The organism is Lacisediminihabitans sp. FW035 (assembly GCF_054880895.1).
Genome location: NZ_CM142187.1, coordinates 1815117 through 1834199, shown reverse-complemented (window position 1 = coordinate 1834199; position 19083 = coordinate 1815117). Strand labels below are relative to the sequence as shown.

Here is a 19083-nt window from a genome sequence, read left to right as displayed (position 1 = left end):
GAACCGCGCTAGGGTGGGCTACAACTTCTGGAGCACCCCGATGGGTAGTTTGCTGTATGGCAATCCCGGCACGGAGATCAGCTTCGATGACCGCGCTCTCATGCACCTCCAGGTGGTGATCACCGCGAAACTCCGGCGCCGGGAAAGTTTCCTCTTCACCTGGACGAACGCCCCGGACGCGGGAAGCGGGCGCAGTTCCATCTGGCTCGATCAGACCAGCTCACTGCTCTACCGCTTCGCCGGGAGTCGAGCGCCCTCTCTCAACCGGGAATGGATCGAGGCGCTCATGCTTTCTGCCAACAGTGCGGGCGGACTCTACTTCACTCCGGAACCCGCTGCATCCTCGAATTCCTCACCTCGGCCGGCCAGCGGATGACCGACGCGATCGAGGGCCCGTGGACTGCCACCCTGACGTCGTCGGAGTACCTCCTGGTGCTCTACTTCATCGTGGTCGCCGGCCTTGCATTACTCGCCGGCCTGGTGCGCACCTGGACGACCCGGGGGGAGGTCGGCTCCCGGTACCGATCCGCCACGGTGGCTCGCCTCACCGTCACCGCCGTCGCAACCCTGTCGTACGTGGCGATCCTGCTGGCGTTCCGCAGCGGGTATCACCCGACCGGATCGGGCTTCGAGCCGGATTCGACCGCCATTCTTGTCTCGGCGCTGCGCTACATGGACTGGTCGATCACTGTTCCGCTCCTCACCGTCGAGCTGATCAGTGTGTGTGTGCTTTCCGGGGCCGCAGCTCGCAAAACCGTGTTCCTCGCCATGACCGGTGCGTTCCTGATGATCTTCACGGGATTTCTCGGGACATTCGTCTTCGGCGGGACCTCGAAGCCCGGGGTGATGCTGCTCTGGGGAGCCCTGAGCGCGGTGTTCTGGATCGCCACCACTGCGATACTGCTTCGGGCGGTGCGCCGATCGCTGCCCCGACTGACGCCAGAGTCCGCCGTGCTGCTGAGGAATGCGACCATCCTGCTGCTCTCCGGATGGGTCGTCTACCCGGTGGTGTACCTGATCCAGGTCTTCACCGGGGGCGGAGGCTGGGCGACCGCCATCCAGGTCACACTGTGCGTCGCGGACGTGGCGATCAAAATCGGATTCGGCGGCCTGGTTCATCGCGTCGCGAAGCTCCGCACGGCAGAAGACGTACGAGCGGGTCGCGACGTGCATCCCGAATCGATCTGGATCTCCTCCGTGAAACAATCGGATGCCGGTGTCGCCCAGGCGGTCTACCTCGCGACCGACGCCGAAGGTCACACGAGGCGACCGCGTCCCCCGTCGTCAACGGCCGTGGCTGCTGTTCCAGACTCCCGCCCCGATTTCGGCGACGAGGACGGCTGATCGGACACTCGGGACGGCCACGCTAGCCGGCCGACGGACGCCCCGGACGCGCATCCCGCTGCGGCTTCTGACGCGCGAGCTCTCCCCCGACCCGACCCCCGTGAGGGCGCCCGTGGTCGGCGAATTCCTCCCGGAAGTACGCCATCTTCCAGTGTCCGAGTTCGATCCGGGTGCCGGTGCGCAGCACCTGGCCGCCGTCCTTGCGGCCGCTCGACTCCGGGAGTCTCGAGCTGCCCGAGAGCTCCCCGATCGGGTAGAGCACGTACTCGTCGTCGGCGGTATGCCGGATCTCGGCGTGCACCGGGTTCAGTCCGTCGAGTTGCAGGTCGGCTTCGGCACCGGACCCGATGGTCGTGCCGTTCGGAAGCAGGTCGAACTCGCGCGGCATCTGGCCGTTCCAGTTCTCGGATCCGATCACGAAGATGAGGCGGGGTCGACCGGATCCCGGAAGGTAATGAGTGGTGGTGACTGTGCGCTTGATGCGCCTGTTGATGGTGGGGACCAGCGGGAACAGGGTCGGCGGTGGCAGCGGGATCGCCGTGGTCGCCGATCCGCGGTTGCGGAGCAGCGGCGCGAGCGCGGTCGCGCTGCCGAGGCGGATGTGCGGAGACCCGGTGACGACCCTCTGCATCATGGGAGCATCGACGTCACCGATGCGGGCGATGACGCCGTCGGGACCCGAGAGCGTGATCGACAGGCCGAAGCCGGCGATCTCCTTCGCGAGGGTGCGGATGTCGGCGAGCTTCACACTCCGCCCCTGTACGAGCATCTCGGGGTGACTGGCGAAGACCTGGACGTCGCTCCCCGCCGCGGTGATTGTGCCCTCGAGCAGGTCGGCGGCCCCCGAACCCGTCGGTTCGGCCAGCGAGAACGTGAGGTCGATCTCGAGCCGCGGTACGGCGACCATCGTCAGCTGCGGTGCTGGTCTGCGCCGGCCGCCTGGTCGTCGCTCGTCGTGACCCGGAGTGTGCCGTTGAGCTTCCAGGTCGCCCGGGGGGCGTCCGGACCGATGTCACGGGGCACCTCGACGGTCATGTCGATGAAGCTGTAGTTGACGGCGGCGCCACGCCCGGTGAGATAGGACCACATCTCTCGGCCGAGGTCTGTCCAGTCGCTGATGCTGCGACCTTCCGGACCCGCGGAGTCGTCGAATGGACCGGAAACCTGCTGTGAATCAGTCACGATGAAATCCTTCCGAAGGGTGTGATTTCACCGTACCCAGAGCACGAAGCCGGCCGTCGATTTCACAGCCGACGGCCAGCCTCGTCTCTCGGTGGGGAGCGGTCTGCCTCAGTCCGCCGCGTAGGCCGGTGCGACCGCATTATGCGCGTCGCCGACCCGGTGCACGCGCATGTCGTTGGTGCCACCGGAGATTCCGGGAGGGGACCCGGCGATCACGACGACCTTCTCGCCGACGGTCGCCCGGTTGTGGCCGAGCAGGATGTCGTCGACCTGGCCGAACAGCTCGTCGGTGTGGGTCTTGCGCTCCACGCGGTAGGTCTCCGTGCCCCACACCCAGGCGAGGCGGTTGCGGATGCGCTCCTCCGGCGTGAAGGCGATGATCGGGATGCGGTGGCGCAGCCGTGACATGCGGCGCACCGAGTCACCGGACTCCGTGAACACGCAGAGGTACTTCGCCTCGACGAAGTCGGCGACCTCGGCGGCGGCGAGGGTGATCGCGCCACCCTGGGTGCGTGGCTTCGTGCCGAGTTCCGCGATCCGCTCGAGCCCGTGCTCCTCGGTGGAGGTGATGATCCGGGCCATGGTCTGCACGGTGATCACGGGATACTCCCCCACGCTCGTCTCGCCGCTGAGCATCACCGCGTCGGCTCCGTCGAGCACCGCGTTGGCGACATCCGAGGTCTCGGCGCGCGTCGGGATCGGGCTGGAGATCATCGACTCGAGCATCTGGGTGGCGACGATGACCGGTTTGGCCATGCGGCGCGACAATTCGACGGCCCGCTTCTGCACGATCGGCACGGCCTCGAGGGGAAGTTCGACCCCGAGGTCTCCGCGGGCCACCATGATGCCGTCGAAGGCGTCGATGATCGCTTCGAGGTTGTCGACAGCCTGCGGCTTCTCGATCTTGGCGATGACCGGGAGCTTGACGCCCTCTTCCGCCATGATCTCGTGGACGCGGATGATGTCCTCTGCGTTACGCACGAAGGACAGGGCGATGAGGTCCGCTCCGAGGCGGAGTCCCCAGCGGAGGTCCGCCTCATCCTTGTCGGACAGCGCGGGAACGTTCACAGCGACACCGGGGAGGTTGATCCCTTTGTTGTTGGACACAGCGCCGCCGACGACGACCTCAGTGGTCACGACGGTGCCGTCGGTCGAGATGACCTTGAGCTTGACCTTGCCATCGTCGATGAGCAGGGGGTCGCCCGGCTTCACGTCGTTGGGCAGGCCCTTGAAGGTGGTTCCGGAGAGTTCCTTCGTGCCGAGCACGTCTTCGATGGTGATCTTGAAGGTGTCGCCGACGGCGAGGTCGTAGGGTCCGTTCTCGAACTTGCCGAGTCGGATCTTCGGGCCCTGGAGGTCGACGAGCACGGCGACGGCGCGACCGGAGTCGGCGCTCGCCTTGCGGATGTTGGCGTAGACCTCCTCGTGCACGTCGTAGCTGCCGTGGCTGAGGTTCATGCGGGCCACGTCCACCCCGGCATCCACGATGGCGCGGATGTTCTCATAGCTGGCCGTTGCCGGACCGAGGGTTGCGACGATTTTTGCGCGTCTCATGTGTTTCTTTCTGTTGTGGGAAGAACTCTCGAGGAAGGAGTCAGGGACAGGGGAAATCAGAGGGAGATGGCCCGGTCGGTCGGTTTGACCGGGGAGGGCAGTTCGGTGTCGCCTTCGAGGAAACGGTCGACCGCCGCGGCGGCGGCTCGGCCTTCCGCGATAGCCCAGACGATGAGCGACTGCCCGCGTCCCGCATCGCCGGCGACGAACACGCCGGATTCGCTCGTCTGGTAGTCGGCATCGCGCTCAACGTTTCCACGGTCGAGGGGAAGCCGCAACTGGCTCTCGAGGGCATCCCCCTCCGTGCCGGTGAAACCGAGCGCGAGCAGCACGAGATCCGCCGGGATCTCACGCTCTGTGCCTGCCTTCGGAACGCGGCGGCCGTCGAGATATTCGGTCTCGGCGACGCGGATGGCGCGCACCTCTCCGGCGTCGTTTGCGAGGAACTCGACGGTGGAGGCGAGGTACACCCGCTCCCCGCCCTCCTCGTGCGCACTCGACACCTCGAAGAGTGTCGGCGACATGGGCCACGGCTGGTGCTCCGGACGCTCGTGCGGCGGCTGCAGTCCGATGGCGAGGTTGGTGACCGACAGCGCCTGCTGGCGGTGGGCGGTACCGATGCAGTCGGCTCCGGTATCCCCTCCCCCGAGCACGACCACGTGCTTGCCGTCGGCGGTGAGCTGATCGACGATCACATCGCCCGCGCCCACCCGGTTCTGCTGCACGAGGTAGTCCATGGCGAAATGCACCCCGGAGAGGTCGCGTCCGGGGATGGGCAGATCCCGGGGTCGCAGTGCGCCCGTCGCGACGACGACGGCGTCGTAGCGCGCCCGGAGCTCGTCCCAGGGGATATCGACCCCGATGTTGACTCCCGCGCGGAAGCGGGTGCCCTCGGCCTGCATCTGCTTGAGGCGAAGCTCGATGTGCTTCTTCTCCATCTTGAAGTCGGGGATGCCGTACCGCAGCAGGCCGCCGATGCGGTCATCCCGTTCGAAGACGGCGACGGTGTGGCCAGCCCTGGTGAGCTGCTGGGCGGCGGCGAGGCCCGCGGGGCCGGAACCGACGACGGCCACGGTCTTGCCGGTGAGACGTTCGGGCGGGTGCGGTTCCACCCAGTCGTTGGCGAAAGCCTGGTCGATGATGGCCACCTCGACGTTCTTGATGGTCACCGCCGGCTGGTTGATCGCGAGCACGCACGACGACTCGCAGGGTGCCGGGCAGAGTCGACCGGTGAACTCCGGGAAGTTGTTCGTGGCGTGGAGGCGTTCGATCGCCTGGCGACTCTCTCCGCGCCAGGTGAGATCGTTCCACTCCGGGATGAGGTTGCCGAGCGGGCAGCCGTGGTGACAGAACGGGATGCCGCAGTCCATGCATCGCCCGGCCTGCTTGCGTACGGTGGCCGCGTCGCCCTGTTCGTAGACCTCTTTCCAGTCCATCAGCCGCAGCGCGACGGGACGCCGCGCGGGCAGCTCCCGCTCGCGGGTCTTCAGGAATCCCTTGGGATCAGCCACCGGTTACCTCCATGATGCGGGACCAGACGATATCGCCGTCGGGGTCGAGTCCCTCTTCGACGGCGGTTGCGCGCGTCGCGATGACGGCGGCGTAGTCACGGGGAAGGACCTTCACGAACCGGGCCATCGCCTCGTCGAGGTTCGCCAGCATCCTGGCCGCGACGGCTGACTCCGTCTGGGCATGGTGCTGCCGAAGCAGGTCCGTGACGATCTCGATGTCCCCGGCACCCAGCGGGAGCAGGGAGAGCTCCCCGGTTGCGAGCGCGTCCCGGTTGACCCGTTCGGACGCGAGATCGTAGACGTAGGCGGTACCGCCGGACATGCCGGCGCCGAGGTTACGCCCGGTGCCACCGAGGATCACAGCGAGGCCGCCGGTCATGTACTCGAGGGCATGGTCGCCGACGCCTTCGACGACCGCTGTTGCCCCGGAGTTGCGCACCAGGAAGCGCTCGCCGACGATGCCGCGGAGGAACAGGCTACCCTGGGTCGCCCCGTAGCCGATGACGTTACCGGCGATCACGTTACGCTCCGCGGGGAAGGTGCTGTTGCGGTCGGGGCGCACGATGATCTGCCCACCGCAGAGCCCCTTACCGACGTAGTCGTTGCTGTCGCCCTCCAGGCGCAGGGTGATGCCGCTCGGCACGAAGGCGCCGAAGGACTGCCCGGCGGTTCCCCGGAGAGTGATGTCGATGGTGCCGGTCGGCAGGCCGTTTTCTCCGTGCCGGAGCGTCACCTCGTGTCCGAGCATGGTGCCGACCGCACGCTCGGTGTTGCGGATCGGGAGGGTGATGGCCACGGGCTCACCGCTGCGAAGCGCGCCCTCGCTCTGTCGGATCAGCTCGACGTCGAAATGTTTGTCGAGTTCGTGTTCCTGCTTGGACACGTTGGAGCGCGGTTCCTCCGGTGCGAAGACCGGACCGTCCAGGATCGGCGAGAGGTCGAGGCCATCCGCCTTCCAGTGCTCAATGGCGCGATTGACATCGAGGAGCTCGGCGTGGCCGACCGCTTCTTCGATCGAGCGGAATCCGAGCTCGGCGAGATACTCGCGTACTTCCTGGGCGAGGAACTCGAAGAAGTTGACCACGAATTCCGGCTTGCCGGTGAACCGCTTGCGTAGTTCGGGATTCTGGGTGGCGACGCCGACCGGGCAGGTGTCGAGGTGACACACGCGCATGAGGATGCAGCCGGAGACCACGAGCGGAGCGGTCGCGAATCCGAATTCCTCGGCCCCGAGCAACGCAGCGACGATCACGTCCCGTCCGGTCTTCATCTGGCCGTCGACCTGCACGACCACTCGTCCGCGCATCCCGTTGAGCATCAGCGTCTGCTGGGTCTCGGCGAGGCCGAGCTCCCACGGGGTGCCGGCGTGCTTGAGGGAGTTGAGCGGGCTCGCGCCGGTGCCGCCGTCGTGGCCGGAGACGAGCACGACGTCGGCGAGGGCCTTCGTCACGCCGGCGGCCACAGCACCGATGCCGGACTGGCTCACGAGCTTCACGTGAACGCGGGCATCCGGGTTTGCTCGCTTGAGGTCGAAGATGAGCTGCTTGAGGTCTTCGATCGAATAGATGTCGTGGTGCGGCGGGGGGCTGATCAGGCCGACTCCGGCGGTGGCGTGGCGGGTCTTCGCGATCCAGGGGTAGACCTTGTTCGACGGCAGCTGTCCGCCTTCCCCCGGCTTCGCGCCCTGGGCCATCTTGATCTGGATGTCGGTGGCGTGCGTGAGATACATGCTCGTGACACCGAACCGTCCGGAGGCGACCTGCTTGATCGCACTCCGCCGCTCCGGATCGAGCAGCCGCGCGGTGTCCTCGCCACCCTCTCCCGTGTTGCTCTTCGCTCCGAGGCTGTTCATCGCGATCGCGAGAGTCTCGTGCGCTTCTCCGCTGATCGAGCCGTAGCTCATCGCGCCGGTCGAGAAGCGGGTGACGATGGATGCCACGGACTCGACCTCGTCGATCGGCACCGCCGGCCGCACTCCCTCGCGCAGCGAGAACAGGCCGCGAAGCGTCATCAGGTTGACGGCCTGCTCGTCGACGAGCTTGGTGTAGTCGCGGAAGATGTCGTAGCGGCGCGACCGGGTGGCGTGCTGCAGCTTGAATACCGTGTCCGGGTTGAAAAGGTGCGGTGGGCCCTCCCGGCGCCACTGGTACTCCCCGCCGATCGCGAGGCGCTCGTGCGCGTTGATCGCCCCGTCCTCCGGATAGGCCGCCGTGTGCCGTGCCGCGCTCTCCGCTGCGATGACATCGATCCCGATTCCACCGAGCAGGCTCGAGGTGCCGGTGAAGTACTGGTCCACGAAGGCCTGGTCGAGTCCCACGGCCTCGAAGGCCTGAGCCCCGGCGTAGGAGCCGACCACCGAGATGCCCATCTTCGACATGATCTTGAGCACGCCCTTGCCGAGCGCCTTGATCAGGTTCTTCACGGCCTTCTGGGTGTCGATGCTCGAGATCATGCCGCTGCGCACGAGTTCTTCGGCGGACTCCATGGCCAGGTAGGGATTGATCGCCGAGGCGCCGAACCCGATCAGGAGCGCCACGTGGTGCACCTCGCGTACATCGCCGGCCTCGACGATGAGGCCGACCTTCATGCGGTTCTGGGCACGGATGAGGTGGTGATGGACCGCGGCCAGCATCAGCAAGGACGGCACGGGCGCGAAGTCCTTGTTGGAGTCGCGATCAGACAGAACGATGAACAGGGCGCCCTCGTCGATGGCCCGGTCCACTTCTTCGCACATCGCGGCGATCCGCTGCTCCATAGCCTTCGGACCCTGGTCGACGCGGTACAGGCCCTTGATCGTGCGCGTGGGGTTGAAAGCCTGGCGAGACGATTTCGGTGCGATGTGCTGGATCTTGGCCAGCTCGTCGTTGTCGATCACCGGGAAGTCGAGGATCACCTGGCGCGCATGCTCCGGAGTGGCATCCAGCAGGTTTCGCTCCGGGCCGAGGCCGAGCTTGAGCGAGGTCACGACCTCCTCGCGGATGCTGTCGAGAGGTGGGTTGGTCACCTGCGCGAACTGCTGCGTGAAGTAGTCGAAGAGCAGCCGCGGACGCTTCGAGAGCACCGCGATCGGAGTATCGGAGCCCATGGCGCCGAGGGGTTCCGCGCCGTTCTCCGCCATCGGCTTCAGCAGGATCCGCACCTCCTCCTCGGTATAACCGAAGGTGCGCTGGCGGCGGGTGACCGAGGCGGGGGTGTGAACGATGTGTTCGCGCTCCGGCAGGTCTTTGAGGTTGATGCGCCCGCCATCCAGCCACGCGCCCCAAGGCTCGGATGCCGCGAGCTGGCTCTTGATCTCGTCGTCTTCGATCAAGCGGCCGGCCTCGGTGTCGACGAGGAACATCTTGCCCGGGCGAAGCCGGCCCTTGCGCACGACGCGCTCCGGGGCGATGTCAAGCACTCCGATCTCGCTGGCGAGCACGACGAGGCCGTCATCGGTGACGAGGTAGCGGCCGGGGCGGAGACCGTTGCGGTCGAGAGTGGCACCCACGAGCGATCCGTCGGTGAAGACCAGCGCGGCGGGCCCATCCCACGGCTCCATCAGCATCGAGTGGTACTCGTAGAAATCACGGCGGGCCGGATCGATGTCGAGCTGGTTCTCGTAGGCCTCCGGCACCATCATCATCATCGCGTGGGGCAGTGAACGACCGCCGAGGTTGAGCAGCTCCACCACCTCGTCGAAGGACGCCGAGTCACTCGCGCCGGGAGTGACGATGGGGAAGATCGGGGCGAGGTCGCCGAGAAGGTCGGAGGCGAGCTGAGACTGGCGGGCCCGCATCCAGTTGCGGTTGCCCTGCACCGTGTTGATCTCGCCGTTGTGGGCGATCATGCGGAACGGCTGGGCAAGCGGCCAGGACGGGAAGGTGTTCGTGGAATAGCGCGAGTGCACCAGGGCGAGCTTCGAGGCGAACCGCTCGTCGGAGAGGTCCGGGTAGAACGGCTCGAGCTGGAGGGTCGTGACCATGCCTTTGTAGACGATGGTGCGACAGCTGAGGGAGGGGAAGTAGGCGTTCAGCTCACGCTCGGCGCGTTTGCGCAACCGGAAAGACTGGCGATCGAGCGCAATGCCCGTCACCGGGTCACCGGCGATGCCGAGCGTGCTCACGAGGAACACCTGCTCGAAGAACGGCATCGCCTCACGCGCGAGATTGCCGAGCCCCTCCGGGCGCACGGGCACCTCTCGCCAGCCGAGCACGCTGAGGTGCTCCTGCGTTGCGAGGGCTTCGATGCCGGCCTTGACGACCGACCGCTCCGTCTCATCCACCGGAAGGAATGCGGTGCCGACGACGTACTCGCCGACGGGAGGCAGAACGACGCCCGCGACCGCTCGGAAGAAGGCATCGGGGATCTGCGTGACGATTCCGGCGCCGTCGCCGGTTCCCGCATCCGATCCGATGGCACCGCGGTGTTCGAGGTTGCGCAGCGCTCCGAGCGCGAGGTCGATGATGTCGTGGCCCGCGCTGCCGCGGAGCGTGGCGACCATCGCGAGGCCGCACGCATCCTTTTCGCGACGGGGATCGTACATTCCGGTCGCGGCGGGAGTCGTGCTGAAGCGGGAGAAAGCTGGCGTGAGTGCCATTGTGGAACCGTCCTCACGAAGTTACGTCGGCAGGTGGGACGGCGGTGGCCCGAAGGGATGAAGCCCGAGATGGTTGCGCTGGTCGGACGCTGGGATGCGGCGCCCTGACGTCGATACCGTCATTCACGGGACCGTCGTCCTAAGACTTCAGGGTGTTACGACTTCAGGCGAGTCCCGCTTGTGACGGACTTCCCGCTTGGGGCAGCAGCACTCTTGGCAGAGGATGCCGTGGCCGGTTCGGAGCGCGAGTTGCTGTCGAGATCGGCATCGTTGTCGGCCTCATCGTATTCCGAATAGGTGTTTTCAGAGTCTACTGCAGGCGTCGGTGTCCACTCCCGACCCGGCATGTACGCGCTGGGCTCGAGCCCGGGGTGGCGGCGCGACTGCACGATGAAGATGATGACGCCGATCAGGATCGCCGCCCAGGCCGCCCACACGTTCGTGCGCACACCGAGGAAGATCAGGCTCGGGTCGATGCGAATCGATTCGAAGTAGCTGCGGCCGAGGCCGTACCAGATCAGATAGACCGAGAGGGTCTTTCCCCACTGGAGCGTGAACTTCTTCGACAGGTAGAGGATCACCAGCACGCCGGCCACGTTCCAGATGATCTCGAACAGGAAGGTCGGCTGGAAGAGCGTGCCGTCCGGGAGGCCCGCCGGGTATGCGGGGTTGGTCTTCTCGATCTCGAGGCCCCACCAGGCGTTCGTCGGCACACCGTACAGCTCGTGGTTGAACCAGTTGCCGAAGCGACCGAACGCCTGTGCGAGCAGGAGGCCGGGGGCGAGGGCGTCGGCGAAGGTCCAGAATCGCACCCCGGTCATCCGGCAGCCGATGTAGACGCCGATCGCTCCACCGATGAGCGATCCGAAGATCGCGATGCCACCCTCCCAGATATAGAGGATGTGCAGCATCTTCGCGGCCGAACCGAAGTAGTCGTCGGGGTGGGTGACCACGTGGAAGATGCGGGCGCCGATAATGCCGAGCGGCACGGCCCACAGGGCGATGTCGAGGACGACGCCGGACTCGGCGCCCCGTGCCTTGAGGCGCTCGTTGGTGAGGATTGTGGCGGCGATGATGCCGACGAGGATGCAGATCGCGTAGGTGCGGATGCTGAGGTTCGGGGAGATGAACGAAAGGCCGAGGCTGTTGAGCCATTCACCGAGGTGGATCGCCTGCCACGGTGCGCTCGGGCTGGGGATGCTCAGGGGAAGAACCACTTTTCTAGGGTGCCTTTCGTACTGACGCTTTCGTGCTGCGTACGTGTGGAGCTGGAGACTGCGTGGTGCCGAGGGCCTGACGGCCGGGAGAGACCGACGACCCGAAAAGGTCTAGCTAAGCGTACCGGTCGCGAGGCGCGCGGCCGTCGCAGCGACCGCCGCCACCCCTCCGTCGGCGAGAGCCTTCACCAGCGCCGAACCCACGATCGCGCCATCCGCGTACTGGATGACCTCCCGCACCTGCTCCGGCGAGGAGATGCCGAGGCCGACGCAGGTCGAGGTCGCCCCCGCGTGACGCAGGCGGGCCACGAGGGTCTTCGCCGCGATATCCACATCGCTGCGTGCACCGGTGATTCCCATGGTCGAGACGGCATACACGAAGCCGCGGCTCTGCTCGACGGCCTGGTCGAGGCGGGCGTCGGTGGACGAGGGCGCGGCAAGAAAGACCCGGTCGAGCCCGGTGCGGCTGGAGGCGGCCAACCAACCCTGTGCCTCGTCGGGGATGAGGTCGGGGGTGATGAGTCCGGCACCGCCGGCGGCGACGAGGTCGTCCGCGAAGCGATCGACGCCGTACTGCACGACGGGATTCCAATAGGTCATCAGCAGCACTGGAACGTCGGTGCGCGCCGTGATCTCCGCGATCGCTTCGAACCCGTGACGGAGCTTGAAGCCGGCACCCAGTGCCGTGAGCGTCGCGGCCTGGATCACCGGGCCGTCCATCACCGGATCGGAGTACGGCAGGCCGAGCTCTATGACATCGACCCCGTTCTCGGCGAGGGCGACCGCGGCCTCGATGCTCGTTCGCAGATCGGGGAATCCCACCGGGAGGTAGCCGATGAGCGCGCCGCTCCCGGCTGCCTTCCGAGCCGCGATGGCAGCCTCGACGGAACTGGTCGTGGCGATACTCATGCGTTGTCCCCGGTCGCGCCGGCGCGCATGGCCAGCTCCCCGGCTGCCTCGGCGGTGAGAGCCGCGGTATCGAGGATGTCGAAGTACTTGCCTGCGGTCTCCATGTCCTTGTCGCCGCGTCCGCTCAGATTGACCAGGATGGTCGCGTCCGGGCCGAGTTCGAGGCCGAGCTTGATCGTGCCGGCCAAAGCATGGGCGGTTTCGATGGCGGGGATGATGCCCTCGGTCATCGAGAGCAGCCGCATGGCCGCCATCGCCTCGTCGTCGGTGATCGGAAGATAGTGTGCCCGACCGATGTCTGCCAGCCACGAGTGCTCCGGGCCAACCCCCGGGTAGTCGAGCCCCGCAGAAATGGAGTGCGACTCGACGGTCTGGCCGTCTTCATCCTGCAACAGGTAGGTTCGCGCCCCGTGGAGAACCCCCGGGCGACCCTTGGTGATGGTGGCCGCGTGCCGCGGGGTGTCCGCGCCCTCGCCGGCCGCCTCGTAGCCGTAAAGCGCGACGTCCGGGTCATCGAGGAAGGCATGGAAGATCCCCATCGCGTTCGAGCCGCCGCCGACGCAAGCCGTCACGGCATCCGGGAGAGCTCCGGTGAGTTCGAGCACCTGAGCGCGCGCCTCCTCGCCGATGATCTTGTGGAAGTCCCGCACCATGACGGGGAACGGATGCGGCCCGGCGACGGTGCCGAGGAGGTAGTGGGTGTCGTCGACGTTCGCGACCCAGTCGCGCAGGGCCTCGTTGATGGCGTCCTTGAGGGTGCGGGAGCCCGCGGTGACCGGGATCACCTCCGCTCCGAGCAGGCGCATACGGGCCACGTTGAGTGCCTGGCGCTCGGTGTCCACCTCGCCCATGTACACGACGCACTGCATGCCGAACAGCGCGGCGGCCGTTGCTGTCGCCACGCCGTGCTGGCCGGCGCCCGTCTCGGCGATCAGGCGGGTCTTACCGAGTCGACGGGCCAGCAGGGCCTGCCCGAGCACGTTGTTGATCTTGTGCGACCCGGTGTGGTTCAGGTCCTCGCGCTTGAGGATGATGCGGGCGCCTCCGGCGTGCGCACCGAAGCGTGGCACCTCCGTGATGATGGAGGGGCGGCCGGTGTAGGTGCGATGGAGCTCCGCGAGCTCCTCCTGGAACAGCGGGTCGAGTTTCGCGGCCGTGTAGGCGGCGTCCAACTCGTCGAGTGCCGCGATCAGCGATTCCGGCACGAAACGTCCGCCGTATTCACCGAAGTACGGACCGAGTTCGTCACGCAGTGCCATTGATCAATAACCCTTGTTCGAGAGTGACTGGTTGCCGAGGAATTCTGCCAGCGTCCGCACCGGGTCGCCGGTGACCAGCGCTTCGCCCACCAGTACGACGTCGGCTCCGGCCTCACGATAGTGCGCGACATCGGCGGCAGACTTGACCGCGGACTCGGCGACGCGGATGACCCCGGACGGGATATGGCCGGCCAGGCTTCCGAAGAGGTCCTGGTCGAGCTCGAAGGTGGACAGGTCGCGAGCGTTGACCCCGACGAGGCCCGCGCCGATGTCGAGAGCCCGGGAGACCTCGTCGGCGCTGTGGGTCTCGACGAGCACTGCCATGCCGAGCTGCCTGGTGAGCTCGAAGAGGCTCGCGAGCGTCGCCTGGTCGAGCGCTGCCACGATGAGCAACACGAGGTCCGCCCCTGCTGCGCGCGCCTCGAAGACCTGGTAGGGCTCGGCGATGAAGTCCTTGCGCAGTACCGGAAGCGACACGGCATCCCTCACCGCTTCCAGGTCGGCAAGGGAACCGCCGAACCGTCGCCCCTCGGTGAGCACGCTGATGGCGCTCGCCCCGCCGGTCTCGTACGAGACGGCAAGGGCGGCGGGGTCGGGGATGTCGGCGAGCGGGCCGCGAGACGGGCTCGCGCGCTTGACCTCCGCGATGATCTTCACGCGGGACGACGGGGCCAGCGCAGCGAGGGCATCGATCGCAGCGGGCCGGGAGAGAGCCTCCGCTTCGACTTCAGCGAGGGTGCGAAGGGCACGACGCTCCGAAGCATCGATCAAGGCCCCGGAGACGAGATCTGCGAGCACCTGAGTCAGTGGCCCTTCGGCGTGTACTTCGCGCCGTATACGCCGTACCCCATGCGCTTGAGCACGTAGCCGACGATGGCTCCGACGATGAGGAGGCCGACAGAGGCCCACACCATGAACTGCACGTTGAAGAAGAACGCGATGGTGCCGATGCTGAATGCGACAAGCATGATGATCACGGCTGTCCAGGCAGCCGGGGAATTGCCTTCGCCCGGCTCGGGGAATTCGTCGCTCACAGGTCTCCTTCGTGGGTGTGCAGTCTTGAGTCTATCGCGAGGTCGGATCGCTGCCGCCGCTCAGCGTGTCCCAGTCGGACACGGCGTGGGCAGCGGCATCCTCGGTGTCGGGATCCTCGCCGGGTCCGGCGGAGCCCTCCGAATCCTCGAGCACAACGGGCTGGCGGTAGCGGCCGGAGGAGCCCGGCCATCGTCGGCCGGTCGCGAGCACGAAGACGCCGAGCGCCATCGTGAGGATGCCCACGACGATCGCGATGACCGGATAGGCGGTCTGCGACACCGCGGTCACCAGCGCGGCGATCGACCGTGACCCGCCGACCCCCGTGACGGCGGAAACCGCGGCCTCCGACGCTCGCACCGGATTCGACACCGCGAGCACCGCCGAGAGCGCGACGGTGAACCCGATCACGACCTGGAGCACTCCGAGCACGACCCGGAAGAACGGTCCGGAGATGGCGAGGGCAGCGACAAGAGCGAGACTCGCGAGCGCGAGCGCGATGAGCGCCGGTGCCGCAACGTCGCCGGTGACCCCGAGCACCGGACGACCGGTCGCCGACTCCTTCAGCGTGAGCGAGAACCACTCGCCGGTCCAGGCGAGGAGCGTGATGCCGCTCAGGAGGATGGCCACGAGCAGGGTGACGGACTTCAGTCGACGGGGCGCCATGGCCTACTGCACCCGTCGCATCGCGTTGGCGACGGCCACCGCGCGAAGGGGCGCGGCAGCCTTATTCTGCGATTCGAGGTATTCGCTGGCGGGGTCAGAGTCGGCCACAAGGCCCGCCCCGGCCTGCACGCGTGCCACACCTCCCGAGATCGTGGTGGTGCGGATGGCTATCGCGAGATCGAGATCCCCCGCGAAGCCGAAGTAGCCGACCACTCCCCCGTAGAGCCCTCGCTGGGAAACTTCGAGTTCATCGATGATTTCGAGCGCACGCGGCTTCGGTGCTCCGGAGAGGGTGCCGGCCGGGAAGGTCGCCCGGAAGACATCGATCGAATTGGCCGCCGGGCGGAGGTCGCCCTCCACCGAGGAGACGAGGTGCATGATGTGGCTGAATCGCTCCACCTGCATGAACTCGCTCACCTCGACGGTGCCGGGGACGCAGACCTTCAGCAGGTCGTTGCGGGCGAGGTCGACGAGCATCAGGTGCTCGGCGCGCTCCTTCGGATCCGCGAGGAGTTCGTCGGCGAGGGCGAGATCCTCCTCTGGGCCGACGCCGCGCGGCCGGGAACCAGCGATCGGATGCATGTAGACGCGGGAGTTCTCGACTTTCACGAGCGCTTCCGGCGACGAGCCGACAATCCAGTAGGGTTCGCCGCCGGGTGTCACGAGCGAGAGCAGGTACATGTACGGGCTCGGATTGAGCGTACGGAGCACCCGGTAGACATCGATCGCCTCCGCGGTGATCTCGTGGTCGAACCGCTGGGAGATCACCACCTGGAAGACGTCGCCGTCGCGGATGAACTTCTTCGAGCGCTCGACGGAATCGAGGAACACCGCGGAGTCGACGCGCGGGACCGGCGTGGCCGGGATAGTCAGGTCGACTTCCGCGAGCCAGGCCTCAGCCGGTTGCGCCAGGGCTGACTGCATGGCGTCGAGGCGCCCCTGTGCGAGCTCCCAGAGCTGTTCCGTGGCATCCACCCCGTCGTTGAGGACCGTGGCGATGAGCAGGACCGTGCCGGTGCGGTGATCCACGACCACGAGCTCGGAGACGAAGCTCAGGGCCTGCCCGGGGAAGTCGAAATCGGCCGGCGGGATGTTCGGCAGCCGCTCGATCTGGCGGATCGCCTCCCAACCGATGAAGCCGACGAGGCCTCCGGTGAGGGGCGGATGCCCGGGCACAGGGGGCGTGCCCCAGCGCTCGTAGAGGTGGGCGAGCGCGGCGAGAGGCGCGGTCGGGCAATCGACCCCGAGTGCGCGCTCGGCGGGGAGTCCGTAGTCGAGCCAGACCGCGGCATCCGCTCCCGCGTCGTCGGTGGTCTGAGTCAGCACACCAAAGCTCGAGACTCCGATGAAGGAGTAGCGCGACCAGATGCCACCCTGCTCGGCGGATTCGAGCAGGAAACTGCCTGGCTCGCCCTTGGCCAGCTTGCGGTAGATGCCCACCGGCGTCTCGCCGTCGGCGAAGAGCTCGCGGATCACCGGAACCACCCGGTGCCCGTCTAGGAGTGCTGCGAACTGCTCGCGGCTGGTGGTCTCACTCATGCTCGTCGCCGTCCGTCGAATCGAGGATCGTGGGTCGGAGGGGGTCCACGTCGAAGCAGGCGTGGGCGCCGGTGTGGCACGCGGCCCCGATCTGCTCGACCTGCACCAGGAGGGTGTCGGAGTCGCAATCCAGCGCGGCGCCCTTCACATACTGGCGGTGACCGGAGGTGTCCCCCTTGCGCCAGTACTCCTGCCGGGATCGCGACCAGAAGGTCACGCGACCCTCCGTGAGGGTGCGGCGCAGTGCTTCGGCATCCATGTAGCCGAGCATCAACACCTCGCGGGAGTCCCACTGCTGGATGACCGCCGGCAGCAGGCCGTCGGCTCCGAAGGTCGCCCTCGCGAGCACCGCGTCGATCGAGGTATCCATCTGCTCTATTTCCTCACCGTGAGTCCCGCCGCGGCGAGACCGTTCTTGACGTCGCCGACCGTCAGCTCGCCGTTGTGGAAGACGGATGCCGCGAGCACGGCATCCGCGCCCGCAGCGATCGCCGGTGCGAAGTGTTCGATCGCCCCGGCACCGCCACTCGCGATCACAGGCACGTGGCTGACCTCGCGGATGGCGGTGATCAGAGCCAGGTCGAACCCGTTCTTGGTGCCGTCCGCGTCGATCGAGTTCACCAGAAGCTCGCCGGCGCCACGTTCGATGGCCTCGATCGCCCAGGCAAGCGCATCGATGTCGGTCTCGGTGCGCCCGCCGTGGGTGGTGACGACCCAGCCGCTGGCACCACGGGGCGACCGCTTCACATCGAGGGAGAGCACGAGCGCCTGTGCTCCGAACCGGTCCGCGATCTCGCCGAGCAGTGCCGGGCGGGCTATCGCGGCGCTGTTGACGCCGATCTTGTCCGCGCCGTGGCCCTGGAGGCGCGCGACATCCTCGACGGTGCGCACCCCGCCGCCCACCGTCAGCGGGATGAAGACCTGCTCCGCCGTCGCCTGCACGACGTCGTACATCGTCGCGCGGTCGTCGACCGTCGCGGTCACGTCGAGAAAGGTGATCTCGTCGGCACCCTGCTCGTAGTAGCGCCGAGCGAGCTCGACGGGGTCGCCGGCGTCACGCAAGTCGAGGAAGTTGACGCCCTTGACGACCCGGCCCGCCGCGACATCCAGGCACGGGATCACGCGCACTGCGACAGGCACGGTCAGATCCGGGCCGCGTGGATGGGACTGACCAGGATGGCGCGCGCTCCGAGCTCGTAGAGCCGGTCCATGACCTGGTTGGTGTCTTCGCGCGGAACCATCACCCGCACCGCCACCCACTCGCGATCCCGCAGCGGCGAGACCGTCGGCGATTCGAGCCCCGGGGTCATTGCCGATGCCGCCTCGATCAGGGCGACGGGGAGGTCATAGTCCATCAGCACGTACTGGCGGGCGACGAGCACTCCCTGAAGGCGGCGCTGGAGCGTGGTGATTCCCGCCAGTCCGGTCTTGGCGCTGATGAGCACGGCGGAGGACTCGAGGATCACCGGGCCGAAGATCTCGAGGCCTTGGGCGCGCAGGGTCGAACCGGTCGAGACGACGTCGGCGACGGCATCCGCGACCCCGAGCTTGACGGCCGATTCGACGGCGCCGTCGAGCTTGACGAGGGTCGCGTTCACACCCTGCCGAGAGAGGAAGTCGCCGACGAGCCCGGGATAGCTCGTCGCAACGCGCACCCCCGCGAGGTCTGCGAGGGTGGAGAAACGGCCCGCCGTTCCGGCGAATCGGAACGTGGATGCCCCGAAGTCGAGGCTCGCGATCTCGACAGCGGTCGATCCGGAGTCGAGCAGCAGGTCGCGGCCGGTGATCCCGACATCGAGCGCGCCGGATCCCACGTAGGTGGCGATGTCCCGCGGGCGAAGGAAGAAGAACTCGACGTCGTTTCTGGGGTCGGACAGGTTGAGCGCGCGCGGATCGCGACGGCCGGCGTATCCGGCCTCGGACAGCATTTCGGCGGCGGTCTCGCTCAGGGAGCCCTTGTTGGGCACTGCGATTCGCAACATCGTGGGGGTCTCTTCAATGATGGGTGACGGATGAGGGAGGGGACTCACAGATGTCGGTAGACGTCCGCGGTGGTCAGGCCCTTCGAGATCATGAGCACCTGCAGGTGGTAGAGCAACTGCGAGATCTCTTCTGCCGTCTCGTCGAGAGACTGGAACTCGGCCGCCATCCACACCTCGGCGGCCTCTTCGACGATCTTCTTGCCGATGGCATGCACCCCGGCGTCGAGTTCGGCGACGGTGCCCGAGCCCTCCGGGCGCGTCAGCGACTTCTCGCTGAGCTCAGCAAACAGGTCGTCGAACGATTTCACATCT

At 67.1% G+C, this 19083-nt stretch carries 18 protein-coding genes; 2 read left to right on the top strand and 16 right to left on the bottom strand.

Going from position 1 to position 19083, the window contains the following annotated elements:
• Positions 1-40 precede the first annotated feature (40 nt).
• The gene (locus ACVXZ4_RS08815) at positions 41-376 is read left to right on the top strand and encodes a DUF7882 family protein (RefSeq protein WP_461797842.1); all 336 of its coding nucleotides are present in this window, start codon (positions 41-43) and stop codon (positions 374-376) included.
• On the top strand, positions 373-1344 hold the full coding sequence (locus ACVXZ4_RS08810) for a bacteriorhodopsin (RefSeq protein WP_461797841.1): 972 nt from the start codon (positions 373-375) through the stop codon (positions 1342-1344). Before ACVXZ4_RS08815 ends, ACVXZ4_RS08810 begins: the two co-directional genes overlap by 4 nt.
• Before the next feature lie 22 nt (positions 1345-1366).
• On the opposite strand, the gene ACVXZ4_RS08805 is transcribed toward ACVXZ4_RS08810, so the two are convergent.
• From ACVXZ4_RS08805 to ACVXZ4_RS08730, 16 genes are all read right to left on the bottom strand, one after another.
• A complete protein-coding gene (locus tag ACVXZ4_RS08805) occupies positions 1367-2251 on the bottom strand; it encodes an FHA domain-containing protein (RefSeq protein WP_461797840.1) in 885 nt (294 codons plus the stop codon).
• 2 nt (positions 2252-2253) lie between these two features.
• The gene (locus tag ACVXZ4_RS08800) at positions 2254-2526 is read right to left on the bottom strand and encodes a hypothetical protein (RefSeq protein WP_461797839.1); all 273 of its coding nucleotides are present in this window, start codon (positions 2524-2526) and stop codon (positions 2254-2256) included.
• A gap of 108 nt (positions 2527-2634) precedes the next feature.
• Entirely contained in the window at positions 2635-4080 is a 1446-nt protein-coding gene (gene pyk / locus ACVXZ4_RS08795) for a pyruvate kinase (protein ID WP_461797838.1), read from the bottom strand.
• 56 nt (positions 4081-4136) lie between these two features.
• A complete protein-coding gene (locus tag ACVXZ4_RS08790; RefSeq protein ID WP_461797837.1) occupies positions 4137-5591 on the bottom strand; it encodes a glutamate synthase subunit beta in 1455 nt (484 codons plus the stop codon).
• Complete coding sequence (gene gltB, locus ACVXZ4_RS08785; protein ID WP_461797836.1) at positions 5584-10167, bottom strand: glutamate synthase large subunit; 4584 nt, start codon at positions 10165-10167, stop codon at positions 5584-5586. Before gltB ends, ACVXZ4_RS08790 begins: the two co-directional genes overlap by 8 nt.
• A 155-nt stretch (positions 10168-10322) precedes the next feature.
• A complete protein-coding gene (gene lgt / locus ACVXZ4_RS08780) occupies positions 10323-11384 on the bottom strand; it encodes a prolipoprotein diacylglyceryl transferase (protein ID WP_461797835.1) in 1062 nt (353 codons plus the stop codon).
• 111 nt (positions 11385-11495) lie between these two features.
• A complete protein-coding gene (trpA, locus tag ACVXZ4_RS08775; RefSeq protein WP_461797834.1) occupies positions 11496-12293 on the bottom strand; it encodes a tryptophan synthase subunit alpha in 798 nt (265 codons plus the stop codon).
• Positions 12290-13552 carry a tryptophan synthase subunit beta gene (trpB, locus tag ACVXZ4_RS08770; protein WP_461797833.1) on the bottom strand — a complete coding sequence of 421 codons (1263 nt, stop codon included), beginning with the start codon at positions 13550-13552 and terminating at the stop codon, positions 12290-12292. The genes trpA and trpB overlap by 4 nt, the downstream gene beginning before the upstream one ends.
• Positions 13553-13555: 3 nt before the next feature.
• Positions 13556-14350, bottom strand: coding sequence for an indole-3-glycerol phosphate synthase TrpC (gene trpC / locus ACVXZ4_RS08765; RefSeq protein WP_461797832.1), 795 nt, complete (start codon positions 14348-14350; stop codon positions 13556-13558).
• Between the two features lie 5 nt (positions 14351-14355).
• Complete coding sequence (locus ACVXZ4_RS08760) at positions 14356-14586, bottom strand: DUF6704 family protein (protein WP_461797831.1); 231 nt, start codon at positions 14584-14586, stop codon at positions 14356-14358.
• A 31-nt stretch (positions 14587-14617) separates the two neighbouring features.
• The gene (locus tag ACVXZ4_RS08755) at positions 14618-15250 is read right to left on the bottom strand and encodes a Trp biosynthesis-associated membrane protein (RefSeq protein ID WP_461797830.1); all 633 of its coding nucleotides are present in this window, start codon (positions 15248-15250) and stop codon (positions 14618-14620) included.
• 3 nt (positions 15251-15253) lie between these two features.
• Positions 15254-16789, bottom strand: coding sequence for an anthranilate synthase component I (locus ACVXZ4_RS08750; protein ID WP_461797829.1), 1536 nt, complete (start codon positions 16787-16789; stop codon positions 15254-15256).
• The gene (gene hisI, locus ACVXZ4_RS08745; protein WP_461797828.1) at positions 16782-17159 is read right to left on the bottom strand and encodes a phosphoribosyl-AMP cyclohydrolase; all 378 of its coding nucleotides are present in this window, start codon (positions 17157-17159) and stop codon (positions 16782-16784) included. Before hisI ends, ACVXZ4_RS08750 begins: the two co-directional genes overlap by 8 nt.
• Before the next feature lie 5 nt (positions 17160-17164).
• Positions 17165-17929 (bottom strand): imidazole glycerol phosphate synthase subunit HisF, encoded by a 765-nt coding sequence (hisF, locus tag ACVXZ4_RS08740; protein WP_461797827.1) that lies wholly within the window; start codon positions 17927-17929, stop codon positions 17165-17167.
• 2 nt (positions 17930-17931) lie between these two features.
• Positions 17932-18771: an ATP phosphoribosyltransferase gene (gene hisG / locus ACVXZ4_RS08735; protein ID WP_461797826.1), complete on the bottom strand. Its 840-nt coding sequence runs from the start codon at positions 18769-18771 to the stop codon at positions 17932-17934.
• Positions 18772-18815: 44 nt separating this feature from the next.
• Positions 18816-19079: a phosphoribosyl-ATP diphosphatase gene (locus ACVXZ4_RS08730; RefSeq protein ID WP_461797825.1), complete on the bottom strand. Its 264-nt coding sequence runs from the start codon at positions 19077-19079 to the stop codon at positions 18816-18818.
• Between the last annotated feature and the right edge of the window lie 4 nt (positions 19080-19083).

Coding starts and splice junctions, on each gene's coding strand:
- ACVXZ4_RS08815 (WP_461797842.1), top strand. CDS start 41: ATGGGTAGTTTGCTGTATGGCAATCCCGGCACGGAGATCAGCTTCGAT.
- ACVXZ4_RS08810 (WP_461797841.1), top strand. CDS start 373: ATGACCGACGCGATCGAGGGCCCGTGGACTGCCACCCTGACGTCGTCG.
- ACVXZ4_RS08805 (WP_461797840.1), bottom strand. CDS start 2,251: ATGGTCGCCGTACCGCGGCTCGAGATCGACCTCACGTTCTCGCTGGCC.
- pyk (WP_461797838.1), bottom strand. CDS start 4,080: ATGAGACGCGCAAAAATCGTCGCAACCCTCGGTCCGGCAACGGCCAGC.
- gltB (WP_461797836.1), bottom strand. CDS start 10,167: ATGGCACTCACGCCAGCTTTCTCCCGCTTCAGCACGACTCCCGCCGCG.
- trpA (WP_461797834.1), bottom strand. CDS start 12,293: ATGAGTATCGCCACGACCAGTTCCGTCGAGGCTGCCATCGCGGCTCGG.
- trpB (WP_461797833.1), bottom strand. CDS start 13,552: ATGGCACTGCGTGACGAACTCGGTCCGTACTTCGGTGAATACGGCGGA.
- ACVXZ4_RS08755 (WP_461797830.1), bottom strand. CDS start 15,250: ATGGCGCCCCGTCGACTGAAGTCCGTCACCCTGCTCGTGGCCATCCTC.
- ACVXZ4_RS08750 (WP_461797829.1), bottom strand. CDS start 16,789: ATGAGTGAGACCACCAGCCGCGAGCAGTTCGCAGCACTCCTAGACGGG.
- hisI (WP_461797828.1), bottom strand. CDS start 17,159: ATGGATACCTCGATCGACGCGGTGCTCGCGAGGGCGACCTTCGGAGCC.
- hisG (WP_461797826.1), bottom strand. CDS start 18,771: ATGTTGCGAATCGCAGTGCCCAACAAGGGCTCCCTGAGCGAGACCGCC.